This window comes from Bacillus cereus group sp. RP37 (assembly GCF_040459695.1).
GTDB lineage: Bacteria > Bacillota > Bacilli > Bacillales > Bacillaceae_G > Bacillus_A.
This window is the reverse complement of sequence record NZ_JARVHP010000001.1, coordinates 2104596-2119129: the sequence shown is the minus strand read 5'-3', so window position 1 is coordinate 2119129 and position 14534 is coordinate 2104596. Positions and strand designations below refer to the sequence as shown.

Sequence of the window (14534 nt, the reverse complement as noted above, 5' to 3'; positions counted from 1 at the left end):
AAACATCTGTCTAAAATTAAAGGCAGGAACATATTTGATATGTTCCTGCCTTTTTATTGTAGGGTACCGATATATAGCCATCTAGCTAAGATTTAGAAGTGCTGCAAAATCAAAAATTTTATCTCACCACCGTTTTTTATGAGAATCCAGTGATCAGCTTATTTACATAATTATCGTTATTGGAAGTAAAGTAAACCCCATAGTAGGGGGCCCACCACATCGCTATCAAGCTAACAAAATACAACTACCCCCAGAACGAAATTTTGTGCTAATTTGTAATAAAAAGCTCATTTTTTTCGTTAGGGGTGGATTTCAATTTCTATAGTTTTCACAGTAACATCTCCTAAACAAAATGGTAAAAATTTATTGCGTTCACTATCGCTTTGTTCTTCTTTACAATACATTTAATCTATTAAGATTTAAAAATTATACAACAAAAGAGTGACTCGGTTTAGAATCACTCTTTTCACCTACCTCTTAACTTCATACCATTTATAATTGATTTCTTCACCAAAATCACTTGTGACAATCCCTTTGACCGATGAATGTTGCAAGTAAGAACGGCCCATTCAATATCTTCTATTCAAATATGATAGAATGAAAATATATCCAAAACGGAGGGAAAACAAATGAACTCAAACACAAAACAGTTTATTTATGATATCCAGCAAAGAAAGAACAATTATATAGAAAATGTATTAATAGCAATACAACACCCTAAAAAAGAACAATCTGAACAGGTCATTCAAAATATAGTAGAGAAGATGGATATGATGATTAGTCTAGTTACTACGTACATGGGGATTGAATCAGGATCTACGGAAGAATTAAAAGAACTTCAGCAAGAAATTATCCATGCTCAAGCATATATTCAAAAAAGAAAATTTGAAGAAACACAGAGATAAAATCCTGTGTTTTTATTTGGACGTCTATGAAACCAATTTGTTATAAATCAAATTAGATGTAATTTAATCATTGTTTTGGCATAATCCATACAATTTGTTGAATTCGTACAATATACGGTACCGTATCTTCAATAAGCAAATGATCTGGTTTCACATCCTTTAACTTTCCTCTTACATTACCTCTTACAGTTTCAATAACCACATATTTACCAATTACTGATTGTAATGTCTGATATACGTAGGGATTAGGTGTACTTACCATATGTTGTTCACTCAAGTCATTTCCTTCCGAATAACTCATTCTATAAGACTCCTTTCTAATTTGCATTCTTTCTCCTAATATATGATATAAATCTTATAAATATGCTAGAAGGATAATTCATTATAGGAACGGAAATAACATTTTAATTAAGGTACGGTTTCTATTTCTAAATTGCTAAAAATTATTTATATAAAGTTACTTTTACTAGTTAATAGATGATGATATGCGGATATTTTGAATGTACATCTAGGTTGTTCCTTTTAGGATATGTATGATTTTAAATACGCCCTTTATTAGAATAGTGCTCATACTTTTTTTGAGATTCTTTCGTAATACGTGCATTAAGTAAAATTGCTAACAATAAATACACTCCATATTTTCCTCCTGTAGCTCCTATGATAATCACACTACTACAAACAAGTATAATTAATAGGATAAACGAAACTGAATAAATACGATCATAATTCTTTGATATCTTCTCGTATTTTATGCGCTCTTTCCTTGCATCCATCTAAATTCCTCCTTTAAATTATCCGTTTCACTCTCAAATAAATCTTGCTCTTAAAAAGGAAACAATATATCGTTTTAAATAATTAGTTTATTTTTTTATCAACTAATTTATATAACGTAAAAAGAAATCCTACCAATATTAAGCTTTCCACCATGATAATCCCGACCCTCTCCTTCCAACACATCAGATAAAAGTTACGTATATCCCATATTAGCTGTAGCAAACAAAAAGGATCTGCCCTTCTCGTAAAGGCTGATCCTTTTCTTCGTTCATTCAGCTATTTTTAGCTATTCTTGATTAATTAGAATCACAGCTGGTCCATCTACACGAATTCCACCAACTTCGATTTTTTCATAAGGCTCAACTGTAATAGAAATAATCCCTTCTCGCTTCCTTAATTCATTACTTAATTCTTTTGTTAACATTTTTTTCATGTGTGCACCCCTTCTTACTGCTTCATTTACTATTGTTATGTAAATAAGATTAAAAATGGTTTCCTGGTCTGGAAACCATTTTTTGTAGTTGACCATATGGTGTTACCAGTTCGTTTATCAATTTTACGTAAAGAAGATAAACAATTGCTATTCACTGTCTCAGTAGATGTAAGGAACTCTTAAAGAGATAGCGGTGAGATTAATTGTTTTTTCTTCTAGAAATAATGACTTAGATAATATATTACCTAAAACAATGAAAGCCCTACCTCTCTCTCATCCTTACGGATCCTTGTCCGTGCCAGTGTGAATCAGGATTGCAAAAATCAAGTGACTATTTAATCGAGTTATTTGATGAAACTTTGAACGTTCGTAAAAGAAATTTAAAAATAAAAATGGATAAGATTGAAGTAATAACAAAAGAGGTTCCTACTCTAAAAGTGAGTTGAAGAAGTTGAATGTCTTTGAAATGATTTACTTTTAATAATCATCATATTCCCGAAAAATTCAGGATATTTTCGGAGGATGTAATACATTATATATAATGAATCTTAACAGAAACTTTTTATTTGATTTTCAGTGATCCCTTTAATTAATCCTAGTTCACTAATCAAAAATTCATGTGCGTTATCCAACATTTTTTTTTCGCTTGTATTCAGTGCCTTTTCTTTCTTCATACGCATTAAATCACGTACAACTTCAGCACCATCTTGTATTTCACCCGTTTTTATTTTGTCCGTGTTCACTTTATACCTTTGTTTCCACGGCAATAATTTATCTGATTTTCCATGCTGAAAAATGTGTATAATGTGTTTTAATGCAAGTATATCAGTAACTGGGCGTATACTCGAACTTAGTATTTTACCCATAGGAATCATGACTTGCATATTACTGATTGACATTTTTATAACATAATACTGTTGTTTTTTTCCTGAGAATTCTTTTTCTTCTATGGCTTCAATTATACCTGCTCCGTGCATTGGATAAACAATGTTATCGCCAATTTGAAACATATAATTCACCTCCATATATGGTAACCTTCTTAACCTTAACACATACGTTATTTTTTATCAAATATTTTATAATATCATAAAATTATTTTTATCGTCAACAACTTTTTAACAAAAAATTAAATTAAGTAAAAAACATCCCAAAAACAATAGGGAGTGTGTCAGATTTCCCATAAAGGGAAGAGAATTACCCCGCTTATATTGTGAAATCTCTACTCATTAACGTAGATCAGTTTTCCCTTGAAAACGACCAAATCGATCACGTATTTTTTTCAATCTTTTGTGGTATTCCAAAATCTCAATTCTTGCTTTTTCAGCTAAAGGTGCAATTGGTCGTAAGTCTTTTAACCCCCAATAATCAACCACTACATCAAGTACTTGATCAAAATATTGTAGTGGTCCATAATTCGCTTCTTTTGCAATCACAGCCATTCTATTTTCAAAATCAGGCATGACGGCACCTGGCATTTTAAAATTCTTAATCACATTGGCAATATGATAGCAATAATTAGGTTCCAATTCTAAATGTGTTCGAATCACGTCTCGATAAAACGCATAATGAAGAGTTTCATCTTTTGCAAGACGGCGTAATAATGTAGCAAGATCTGGATCATGCTTACTTGCAACCTTAGCAACATTATTGTAAAACACCATCGTTGCAAGTTCTTGTAGTGTCGTATATGTCATGGCTTCAATTGGTGTATGAAAATCAGGCTCAAATCCACCCTCAACGACTGATTTTCTTAATTCATGTATCCGTTTAGGGTTCACACTTCGAGTGAGTAGTAAATATGTCTCCAATAAATTTGAATGTTGATCCTCTTCTGAGGTCCAAGTATGAATAAAGTCTGTAATAACAGAAAGGGAACCTTTAAAAGTCGCAGATAAATACGTTGTAAACCATGGTAAATTCACTTCTGTTAATAAAGCTGTTTCAATGGCCGTAATTACACCAGAAGGAAGAGTAACTTGACTTTCATCCCAAGGAACTCTTTTAAAGTCCATTCCCTTATCCCATGGTAAAAACTCATGATAACCCCAGTCTATCTTCTGCGCTCTTATTTTATGCTGTTCATACAGTTCTTTTAAACGTGGTTCTAATCGGAAATCTAAATCATTTGTTAGCATCTATAAGTGCCCCCTTTTCTTATCATATAAATATTCATTCTATTTTTACTCTTAAAATTTTCTACAAATAAATATTACGTTCCTTTTTTAAAGTCAAACATAATAAATTTGTAACAAAATTCTTTAAGAGCGCTATATTTTTATAGGATTTTTTTATATCAAAAGGGGGACCGTTACATATATTTTCTTTTTTATAAAATAGATACTGAGGCATACAATATGTTAGTTAGCCTTAAAAAACTAACCTCAGTAAATACAGAATAACATTCATGGATGAAGATTCTCGTCATGTTGTAAATCTTGGTGAGTGTAAAAAGGTGCACGCCTATAAAGAATCGTTTTATAATAAAGTTTGATAGTGTTTTATACACACTATCAGCTTATTTAGATGTAAAATCCAATATATTAGATTAAGCGCTTGAAAAACAAATATAGTTGATTAGATAGCCTTAAAAGACAATTCCCAACAAGATCAATGTACATTGGCTATGGATGAATTAGACCAAATTTTGTGAAACGGTATACAACACAAAGGGAAGAGGCGATAAACATGCAGTCAACGGAAGCGCATATGAAGGAAAAACAACGCAGAGAAAAAATAGAAATTATATTTAGTCACATGGTAAAAGGAGAGAGTTATTTTCACGGCTCTTCCTATCAATGGAAAAACATTGTATATCAAAATTATAATAGAATACAACAAAAAGAGTTGGAAGTTGAACAACTCATTTCGAAAATGGAAAAAGCAGGGGTTCGTTTTACGCAGCATCGTTCACTCATACACTATCCCGTCATTGATTTTGTAAAATATATAGCTAAGATTTATAATGACCCCCTCGAAATACAATAATCATATTTAAAGGAAACCTTTATAAAAGGTTTATTTTCGAGACTTTTTTAACTAAAACCTTAAAAACTCATTACACCATTCTTTTTATTCTCAATACTCTTCGGTTTTGTTATAATATCAACCATAACGTATTATATTCGTTTGTATATCTTCATATTTTGGGGATTTTATTACACAAAAAGACAACTCTTAATTAGAGTTGTCTTTTATTTTTTTCGATATACACAATACTATTCTGATACAAAAACTTCAAGATTCTTACAACCAGAGAAAAAGTAGGATTTCTCATAGGAGAGATGCTACTTTATTTCCTCATATTCCTTCATTATTTTGTAAAACGTGTTTTTCTTTAGCTCTAACATTTGCATAAACATAGTAGCTGTTATTTCTCCGCTTTTCCATTTAACAAGCCTAATTGTCATTTATTTTTCTTTATAACCTGATTCTATGATATACTTATAATGAGTCGGGGAATCACTCTCCCCTCTATGTACTTATATTTTATCTATTCATTTTGGCGTTTAGTCTCTTAAAGCTAAGCGTCCTTTTTCTTTTTTTCCTATAATTCAGCATCTGGCACTAACTTATTTGCTAATCTTTTCAAAACAAACAATACAGTATCTATTTAACGGATTAACTCAACATAAGATTAAATTCAGACTATTGATTATATATATATCATTTTTATTGAATATCAAGGTACATTAAGTTTTATATTTCCTATATTAAAAAAGCCCCTTGAAAGGAGCCTCTTATTTTACAAGGTATTGTTCTATTTCTTTTATTAATAATTCTGCACCTTCTGGACTTAATGCTATCTTACCATTTGCTAATGCTATGTTATGATTTGACACTTCTCCTGTTAATGCACAAACACCACCAGGCTGATACTTCTGTAAAACAATGTCTTCCCCTTCTACAAAAATCTCTAATGGTGATTTTTCTTTAATACCAAGCGTATTTCTAAGTTCCTTTGGAATTACTACACGCCCTAATTCATCTACTTTTCTAGTTACTCCGGTTGCTTTCATCTAGCATCTTTCCCCATTTCATTATCAATTTGTACCCAAGCTATTCTTGACTATTGTAACAAGATTTCGCCATACATGAGAAACATAACGATCCAAAAACTAATGATTATAACAAAAAATTCTTTAAAACTTTGCTGAAAGGAAATACGTCCTTCTCCCGTTCTACATGCTGTAGATTTAAAAGAAAGTTTAATTAGAACCTAGTAAAAAAATTTGATTTCATCAAAATAATTGGAATTAGTTATTCTATACTACAAAATTTTATAAAAGGATTCATTATTCCAATGATTCAAATGTCTCTTAAGCACTCTTCAACGTTTGAGAATTATTCATAATCACAGCCCGTGATTCAATTAGGGGCACAGCCTAGATACGTACAAAAATAATTCATATACTCACTTTTATTTCCAAACCATGCCCCATTAGGCTTATAGAGGGATTGTTTTTTCTATTGGTTGAGTGATCTTCTGTAAATCAATCACATAATCCCCAAAGCGTTTTATATGTCTTGTTATATAAGGATTTAGCGTTTCCAAAATCTTGGCGTGAAAAGCGATAACCTTCATTTTTTAGTTGCCATAAAATCATAGTGATATCTACAACATTTTGAAAAAACATTATAGGCTTCTACTTTATTTGTACTAGCTATAATTTGTTCACGTAATTTCATATCAGAAATTACAAAGTAAAAACAGAACATGAAATGCTCAAAAAATTATCACAGGGTGGATTCGCAAAATATTTGAAAATCCACCCTGCGATACCGTGCTCATTCATATGTACCTCTACTTCAGCTGAAACCACTCCAAAAGAAATCTGTGGAATACCAATCGATAATTTGCTTACTTCCAAGTTTTTTGTCGTTTTAAACATTTCACACTGAATCGCCGAAATCTATTTGATGTTCTGTACATAGGGTACCGCCATATAGCCATCAACCTAAGATTTTGATGCCCCCCCACAACGATAAAAATAAACTTAGTTGCCATAACAAAACGCGAATTTCGTACGCTAAGGAATTTCTAAGTTGAAAAACTTGGTTTTACCGTACGTTAACAAAGTACCATAAACGACATTTAATGTTTGTTATGGTACTTTGTTTTTGATAATGAGTTTTGGAACTGGTTTTTGACCGTATTTCTTTCAGTTTTATTAGAACTAAATAGTGTTCCTTAAACGTTCGTTTTCGGTACTTTTAGAGAAACTTAATTGGATAAATATATTATAAAAAAAGATTATGAAGAAATATAATTCAACTAACAAGGCGGGTTAACACCCTACTCAGAAAACTGATATAATAATTTAGATTATTATAAAATTTCAGTAAAGGAATGATTCTAGTTGAAGAAATCTCGAAATCCCGAAACAGTACATAAACCAGTAGCACCATATGTCCATCAAATAGAAGTAACGGGTCCTAATAAATGGCTCACATTATCAGGTCAATTAGGCATGGAAATAGATGGAATGGTTCCAGAGGATCCATTGGAACAGTTACAATTAGCTCTAGATAATATTAGAAGAAATCTTGTGGCTGCTAATATGAACGTAGAAGATTTAACTAAGATGGTATTTTATTTAGTAGGTGATTTTAATGCAGATAAGAGAAGAAAAATTATTGGAGATTTTCTAGGTGAACATCTCCCTTGTACTACTATGATTTATGTGGTGGCATTAGCAGCTCCTGTATTTAAAGTAGAGGTAGACGCTTGGGCATGTAAGGAAATTATTTAATTTCTCTTGATAAACAATAATTAATTATATGATGAATCTTATTGTATTATCGGGAGTTTTAGTCAAATATATCAATCTAAAAAAGTCGAGTCCCTATGAAGTGACCCCTAAAAGTTAGGCACGGTTAGTTCATTAGGCAGCTTGATAAAAGTGAGTCCGGTATTGTACCGGACTCATTTTTAATTTTGCCTTTATCCGTTTGGTATTATAATAATCTATATATTTTTCTAATTCTATTTCGAAATGCTCTACACTTTCAAACTCTTTTATGTAGAGAAATTCAGACTTCATGATTCCAAAGAAATTCTCCATTACTGCGTTGTCGTAACAGTTGCCTTTACGAGACATACTTTGTACGATACCTCTTTCTTGTAATGCGTGACGGTACTGTTTCATTTGATAATGCCAACCTTGATCTGAATGCATCAATAGTTGGTGACTTTCAGGTAAACATTCTAATGCTGTCTCTAACATTTCTGAAACAAGTGAGTATGTTGGTCTAGAGCCAATTGTATAAGTAATGATTTCACCATTATACAAGTCCAATACAGGGGATACATAAAGTTTCTCACCGAATAATTTAAATTCCGTAATATCGGTTACCCATTTTTCATTTGGCGCATCTGCCGTAAAATTACGCTCTAAAATATGGGGTGCAATTTTACCAACCGTTCCTTTATAAGATTTATATTTTTTCATACGTACAAGGCATTTTAAACCTAACTCTTTCATAATTCGTTGCACCTTTTTATGATTCACTATTTGATTACGGTTGGCTAATTCATCACGAATACGACGATATCCATAACGACCTTCGTGTTCATCATAAATCGCTTTAATTTCTACTTTTAAATCCGCATCTGGATCGATTCTATCGATTTGTTTTACATAAAAGTAATATGTGCTTCGAGGGATACCCGCTAACTTTACTAATTCTTTCACTTGAAACTCATGCCTTAATTCATAGACTACTTGTGCCTTATCTTGTTTGGTGATTTTTCCTTGTTTTGAACTAAGGCATTCAACTTTTTTAAATACGCGTTTTCCATACGTAAGCGTTCTAATTCAGCTTGTAACGCTTCAACTGAACCTTCTGCCGGAATTTTTTTCGTATCCTGTTTTGTGTTTTTATTTTTCATGGATGGACGCCCCTTTTTCTTTGGTTCAAGGGCATCTAAGCCACCTAATTCAAATTGCTTCTTCCATTGATAAACCGTTGTAAAAGAAGGAATCATGAATATAGCCGCTGTATCCATTAACGATATACCCGATTGAGCCATAAAATTTAGTACGTTTAGTTTAAACTCTACGGTGTAATTTGTATAGACCTCGTGTAAACCTTCTTCTCCATGGAGTTCGTATAAGCGCAACCAGTATTGAAATTGCGCCTTTGTAATATGCATCTGTTTTGCATATTCTGCTTGAGAAATTGTTTTTGGATTAAATCCTTGAACGAGCTTTAACCTTGAATCCTTCGTAAATTTTGTCATAAAAAAACTGCACCTCCAATTGTTAGACTGTGTCTAACAATTGGGGTGCAGTTCACTAGCGTACAGGAAATCGGCTTTTTCTTTATGAAATTTTGCTTAGCGTACGAAATTCGCGAAATGTTGGTGCTACCCCATTGCCATCAAGCTAAGGGTGCCAAGAGAGTATATGTAAGTGTGTGTTTTTGAAATTTCTACGACTACGTTAAAGATGTGCATAACAAATAAACCTATCAAATAGGTGTTTTAAAAAATATTATGCAACTTTGAAACTTTTTGACAACATATAGTCATACACAACACCTAAGATATCAAAGACAGTTTTCTTTTCGTACCGGTGTGATTTCCTTCCATTTTTCTCTAAAAGGTAAAACAAACGCAGTAAAATTTTTAATAATTCATGTATGCCTTTCTGTAGTCCTTCATAAAACAATAGATAATAATTTTTTATCATGTAGATAGATTTATATTCACTTAACTCTTTCTTTTTCTTATCCAAGAGTAACTGACGCATTTTGAACATAGTCGATGAACAAAGTAAAATACTAATGAGTTGCCCATATAAATGGCATTCTAGGCGTTCTTTCTTTATTTCTTTGCACTTGTCAATTTGAAAGAAAGATTTCCATGTTTTGAACAAAATTTCAATTTGCCAGCGTAATGAATACAAATCATGAATATGTTCCGTTGGAACAGTTTCTAGAGAAAGATTCGTAATATACACGTTGATCCCACTCAACCGTTTACTTCGTTCTTTGTAGGTAATACCTTTTTTCTTTTCTTTTTTGGCTTGTTCCTTCAACCTTTTCTCTGTTTGTTCTTTTGTTAATCGATGAATAATAACACGAGCTGGCAATTTTTGATACTGTCCAATATATGCTTCTGAAATCTCCATCGTTTGACCAGGGGACAGTTGATTCATGAGTTCTTCCGTATCTAACTGAACATAGAGTGTCCCTTTCTTCACGGTCCCATTTTGAAAATACTCTGGCTTACCATTCTTACAATAGATTCGAGAATTTAATTTCAAACGTGAGACAAAGTAAGCTCCTTTATCATGGATTTTCTGTAAGTCATGTAAGTCGAAATAGCCTAAATCTCTTATATACAAGTCTTTTGGTCGAATGGTTTGTAGGCTTGTTGAACCAAAGGTTTTATCATTTTCTCTTCCTTCTCCTACATAAACGTGCAGGAATTTCCCACTCAATAGATCATATTCTAATTGAACTTTGACTCCTGCTGTATGGCTACTTCCACCTGAACCTTGATAATGCGAAGAAAATTTATCTGGAAGCTGAAATGTTGTAGAATCTAGAATCCGAATGTTCTGAAATATTGTGATATATTGATGAATTATTTCTTTTGTGGAATGAATTCTTTGGGTTAGAAGGTTAGCTAGAACTTGTTCAAGAAACTTTACTGCGGAAGCATTAAATCGTTGATTAAGTCCTTCAGGACTGATAAGAACACCTGTAGATACTTCTAGACAGCTACATAATTGCGTGAGTGATGTACCTGCGACTTGTTGACTAAGCCATACACATAAAGCAACTAACTCCTGTGCTTGATATTTACTCTTTCGCTGAACAAATCCTTTTTCTTTGGCTAGGAGTTCTAGATTATGAGGTGACATATGTCGTTGTAATTCTTCAGCAATCGGTTGAAGTTCGTCAAGAATTGAAAGATTCATAAAGAAACACCATCCTTTCCTATAATTCTACAGAAATCACTTCATTGTTGCTGTATAGGTAGTGTAAAATCTTAGCTTAATATCAATCTAACGTGATCCAAAATGGCGGACAACCTACATCAGATAAGATACCAAAATATACCTTTAAAATGATATAATAAAATATAGAATACTATACATGAAACTACAGGAGGCTATTAATGGATAAAATTTTTGAACATATGAAAACCAGGTTTATTTTAATGTGGGCTATTATCTCTTTTGCAATAATGATGTTTATTTTGCCTTTATTATTCACAGAAATTCCTAAAGATGTAAAGTTGAATATTGCTCTTATTATTTCAATTTATGCTATTCCTATGTTTTGGATTGGTTTTAAATTTAAAAGATATAATATCTCGTTTAAAACTTACTTGTCAAAACCATCTTCCTTTTCTTTCAGAAAAATTTTTGCATCAGCAATTATGACTATGATTTTCGGGTTAGGTATGTTATTGCTAATCGTAATGGTATTCTCATTAATACCAAAGAGCACTTCGCTAGAGGATACAAACGAAATAATTAAAACACAAAGCATGTGGTTTGTTTTAATGAAAGCTATAACTCTTTCTTTCATTGCTCCTATCTGTGAAGAAATTTTGTTCAGAGGCTTTATTCTTAGTCGTTTTACATATAAATTCGGAATAAAAAAAGCAGTTATATTCTCTTCCATCTGCTTCGGTGTTTTGCATCTAAACAATGTATTTGGAACCACAATATTCGGGATTATTTCTTGTTTGATGTACTTAAAAACTAAAAGTTTATTCCCTTCTATAATAGCTCACATGGTTAATAATATAATTGTAGCTTCAAGAGATATCTTTTCTGCTTTAAAATCTACAACTACAAGCACATCTTCAGCACAACCTGAATTAACTATCATTCTTTTAATGTCTGTTGTGCTAATAACAATTGGATTAATGTGGATTATTCCTTTTATTAGAAGACATTCTGAACTATTAAGATATGATAGTTTACCGCCTTTAAAGTACACCACAACCTAATTAAATTTGTTATGGTGTATAAAAATAGTAATAGAAGTTTTGAGTAGTAAACGTAATCACTTGTAATACAGAAAAGGATAGATAAGGCTAAAATCCCTTTATCTATCCTTTTCTCTCATATATTATGTGAAGGATTTTTTTGTTTTGGGGTTAATTTGTTTTCTTAGGTTGATGGGGATGGGTGGTACCCCTTTAACAAAATAAGCTGATTTTTTCTATCCCTCGTGAATTTCTTTAATGCTTTTTCCTTCTAAAAATGCATGTCCTGTTTTAATTTTTTCTACTGTTTCAAATCCATATTTTTCATACACTTTTTCTACTCTTTCGTTAATTGGAATCACCCAAAGATTATCTATTCCTCTATGCATTACTTCACTTTGAATAAAATGAATAAGTTCACCTATTAACCCTTTACCTCTAAACTTTTCAATTGTAGCTACACTTTCCATTCGGGCCTGTTTTTCATGTTTAAAAATACAAGCAATGGAACATGCTACTCCATTGTATCTAAGTAGATAATGAGTGAATGCTGGATGTTGGAATTCATCTTGAAAAGCTTTTTTTCTAACTTCGCCTCCTCCAAACTCTTTTATATTACATTCAATATCTAAAGCTTCTTCAAAATTTAATTCAGATACCTTTTCAATAGTAACTTTTTCATTTTTATCTTTTTTAGTTAATTTCTTATTCCATAATTGGACTGGACTTATTAATTCTTCAAATCCAAAATTCTTTATTTGTAATTCAGAAATCAGTTTTTCTTGCATATCTAAGTTGTATATATAAAATCTAGGTACTATATTTTTAGTCTTATAGAAATGGACTACTTCATCTACTATCATTTGTGGATTTAAACTTACTACACTTACATGTGCATGATTCGCATCATAATAATATGGATTACTTTCATTACAAAATATAGAACCCCATGATTTCTCTATTCGGCTAGTAAAGGTTTCAAGATATGCAAAATCAAGCTCAAGAACATTTTTTAGACTAGTCATACAATATTCCCTCTTTTCTATTTATTCCTTCAATATCTTTTGTACTTTATTATACATTTAAATATCTTAATTTTAAGTTTTGTTAGTTGGGATATATCTCATACCCTTCAAAAAATATCTTCAAGAAAAAATGAAATTAACAAATTGTAAGTAGCGGGTTCGCTGCTTTTTTATTTTGAATAGTAAAAGGAACCATAATAGGCTCCTTAATTCGATTCAGAAGTTGTGTAGTTTTTCTTGAAGATATCTTTTATGTTAATAATTAAGGATATAAGGAATCCAGCAGCTAGGATACCGTTTACCCAGTAATATGTATTCCCGGATGTAAATTTATTATAAAAGGAATCGACATTATAATATACTAGGAGCACTGAAAAGATAGTAGAGCATACTAACATACCAAAACTTTTCATGCTGTTCACCTCGATTCTAAATTTTACGACTTTTTATACAATTATACATTTAAATAAAGAGATTTACAAGAGAATTACCATAAGGAAGAGTTAGACAAATGAAACTAACTAAACAAGAAGAAATGGTTGGCATAGGTAAGTTAATCAATAATATTATCGGATTGGAATTAGTAAAATAACGTATTGATCCGCAGAAACTAGAAAAAGCAGTTTCGATGTATAACGAAATGAACGATAACACAACACAAAAACAAAAACGAGAGGCGCTTATTAGGGGGCACCATACATCACCATCAAACTAAAATTTTATAGTATCCCCAGAACGAAATTTTGTGCTAACTTGTAACAAAAAAGCTCATTTTTTCGTTTTGGGGTAATTCTAAATTTTTAAGTTGATGGGCATGTGGTGCTACCCCTAGTAGCACGAACACTGTTCTTGTTATAATTAATTTTTTTCAGAACGTCTATAATCCTCTTTTAAAAAATATATGTAAATATAATAAAAAACGAATGATTAATAGAAATATTCTACGCCACTCGTTTTTTATTGGACTTCTTTTTACTGTACTTTTATTTTCTTTATGAGTTATTAGAAAAATAATTGTCTATATAAGTCTTTATTTTTTCAAAATCCTTTTCCATAAATAAGATTGCTGGTACTTCAATTATTGGAAGATTATTTTCATTATCAAAAGGTGGACACGGTTTGGGAACTACCAAATAGTCAACTGAGTTTTTATCCCTAATATAATTAATTGAAACATCATACTACTTAGAAAAACATTCCTTCAAATCATCCTGATTCCTTAAAAATGGTAGAGAAAATATTGAACCATAATTTATACCAGCGTCGACAATTAATACAAAGCATATTTTTTTCATGATACACCCTCCTCGTATAATAAGTTTTAAGTTAATAACTGTTCCTTGAAAATTAAATAGTTTTTATCTTCAAGAGCTAGATCCAAAAAATGATGTATGGGTAAAATTTAGTCTTGGATACTGGGGGATTTCCCTACCTTATTCAAAGAAAGG

14 protein-coding genes and 4 pseudogenes are annotated in these 14534 nt (G+C 31.5%); 5 read left to right on the top strand and 13 right to left on the bottom strand.

Going from position 1 to position 14534, the window contains the following annotated elements; translation table 11 throughout:
- Positions 1 to 629: 629 nt before the first annotated feature.
- Complete coding sequence (locus QCI44_RS11215; protein ID WP_001087721.1) at positions 630 to 905, top strand: hypothetical protein; 276 nt, start codon at positions 630 to 632, stop codon at positions 903 to 905.
- Between the two features lie 67 nt (positions 906 to 972).
- Here QCI44_RS11215 and QCI44_RS11210 read toward each other — a convergent pair whose 3' ends face one another.
- The 5 genes from QCI44_RS11210 to QCI44_RS11190 all read right to left on the bottom strand — a co-directional run bounded on the left by QCI44_RS11210 (position 973) and on the right by QCI44_RS11190 (position 4247).
- A complete protein-coding gene (locus QCI44_RS11210; protein ID WP_000122224.1) occupies positions 973 to 1206 on the bottom strand; it encodes a YuzF family protein in 234 nt (77 codons plus the stop codon).
- A gap of 238 nt (positions 1207 to 1444) precedes the next feature.
- Positions 1445 to 1678, bottom strand: coding sequence for a hypothetical protein (locus QCI44_RS11205; protein ID WP_000340028.1), 234 nt, complete (start codon positions 1676 to 1678; stop codon positions 1445 to 1447).
- A gap of 287 nt (positions 1679 to 1965) precedes the next feature.
- Positions 1966 to 2112 carry a BC1881 family protein gene (locus tag QCI44_RS11200; protein WP_000738554.1) on the bottom strand — a complete coding sequence of 49 codons (147 nt, stop codon included), beginning with the start codon at positions 2110 to 2112 and terminating at the stop codon, positions 1966 to 1968.
- A 548-nt stretch (positions 2113 to 2660) separates the two neighbouring features.
- The gene (locus tag QCI44_RS11195; RefSeq protein WP_016087051.1) at positions 2661 to 3122 is read right to left on the bottom strand and encodes a CarD family transcriptional regulator; all 462 of its coding nucleotides are present in this window, start codon (positions 3120 to 3122) and stop codon (positions 2661 to 2663) included.
- Between the two features lie 216 nt (positions 3123 to 3338).
- Positions 3339 to 4247, bottom strand: a complete 909-nt coding sequence (locus QCI44_RS11190; RefSeq protein WP_016087050.1) for an acyl-ACP desaturase — start codon at positions 4245 to 4247, stop codon at positions 3339 to 3341.
- Positions 4248 to 4797: 550 nt separating this feature from the next.
- Between QCI44_RS11190 and QCI44_RS11185 the strand changes: the two genes are divergently transcribed.
- Complete coding sequence (locus QCI44_RS11185; RefSeq protein ID WP_016087049.1) at positions 4798 to 5097, top strand: hypothetical protein; 300 nt, start codon at positions 4798 to 4800, stop codon at positions 5095 to 5097.
- A gap of 299 nt (positions 5098 to 5396) precedes the next feature.
- Here QCI44_RS11185 and QCI44_RS11180 read toward each other — a convergent pair.
- The 3 genes and pseudogenes from QCI44_RS11180 to QCI44_RS11170 form a co-directional block, all read right to left on the bottom strand.
- Positions 5397 to 5501: pseudogene (locus QCI44_RS11180) on the bottom strand (recombinase family protein); the annotation flags it as partial.
- Between the two features lie 348 nt (positions 5502 to 5849).
- Positions 5850 to 6128 carry an AbrB/MazE/SpoVT family DNA-binding domain-containing protein gene (locus QCI44_RS11175; RefSeq protein ID WP_016087048.1) on the bottom strand — a complete coding sequence of 93 codons (279 nt, stop codon included), beginning with the start codon at positions 6126 to 6128 and terminating at the stop codon, positions 5850 to 5852.
- Between the two features lie 428 nt (positions 6129 to 6556).
- Positions 6557 to 6807, bottom strand: a pseudogene (locus QCI44_RS11170) (Tn3 family transposase); the annotation flags it as partial.
- Between the two features lie 662 nt (positions 6808 to 7469).
- Here QCI44_RS11170 and QCI44_RS11165 point away from each other — a divergent pair.
- Positions 7470 to 7862, top strand: a complete 393-nt coding sequence (locus QCI44_RS11165) for a RidA family protein (protein ID WP_000749684.1) — start codon at positions 7470 to 7472, stop codon at positions 7860 to 7862.
- A 132-nt stretch (positions 7863 to 7994) separates the two neighbouring features.
- Here QCI44_RS11165 and QCI44_RS11160 read toward each other — a convergent pair.
- A protein-coding gene (locus QCI44_RS11160) for an IS3 family transposase (protein ID WP_353811125.1) occupies positions 7995 to 9352 on the bottom strand; the annotation gives its coding sequence in 2 pieces (ribosomal slippage) (positions 7995 to 8896 and positions 8896 to 9352; 1359 coding nt in all).
- 253 nt (positions 9353 to 9605) lie between these two features.
- The gene (locus QCI44_RS11155; protein WP_353811124.1) at positions 9606 to 11039 is read right to left on the bottom strand and encodes an IS4 family transposase; all 1434 of its coding nucleotides are present in this window, start codon (positions 11037 to 11039) and stop codon (positions 9606 to 9608) included.
- 200 nt (positions 11040 to 11239) lie between these two features.
- On the opposite strand from QCI44_RS11155, the gene QCI44_RS11150 reads away from it, so the two are divergent.
- Positions 11240 to 12082, top strand: coding sequence for a type II CAAX endopeptidase family protein (locus QCI44_RS11150; RefSeq protein ID WP_087966744.1), 843 nt, complete (start codon positions 11240 to 11242; stop codon positions 12080 to 12082).
- 215 nt (positions 12083 to 12297) lie between these two features.
- Here QCI44_RS11150 and QCI44_RS11145 read toward each other — a convergent pair whose 3' ends face one another.
- On the bottom strand, positions 12298 to 13086 hold the full coding sequence (locus QCI44_RS11145) for a GNAT family N-acetyltransferase (RefSeq protein ID WP_173601999.1): 789 nt from the start codon (positions 13084 to 13086) through the stop codon (positions 12298 to 12300).
- Between the two features lie 206 nt (positions 13087 to 13292).
- Positions 13293 to 13499: a hypothetical protein gene (locus QCI44_RS11140; protein WP_087953181.1), complete on the bottom strand. Its 207-nt coding sequence runs from the start codon at positions 13497 to 13499 to the stop codon at positions 13293 to 13295.
- A gap of 98 nt (positions 13500 to 13597) precedes the next feature.
- On the opposite strand from QCI44_RS11140, the pseudogene QCI44_RS11135 reads away from it, so the two are divergent.
- Positions 13598 to 13801: pseudogene (locus QCI44_RS11135) on the top strand (hypothetical protein).
- Between the two features lie 277 nt (positions 13802 to 14078).
- On the opposite strand, the pseudogene QCI44_RS11130 reads toward QCI44_RS11135, so the two are convergent.
- Positions 14079 to 14381 (bottom strand): annotated as a pseudogene (locus tag QCI44_RS11130) (hypothetical protein).
- Positions 14382 to 14534 lie beyond the last annotated feature (153 nt).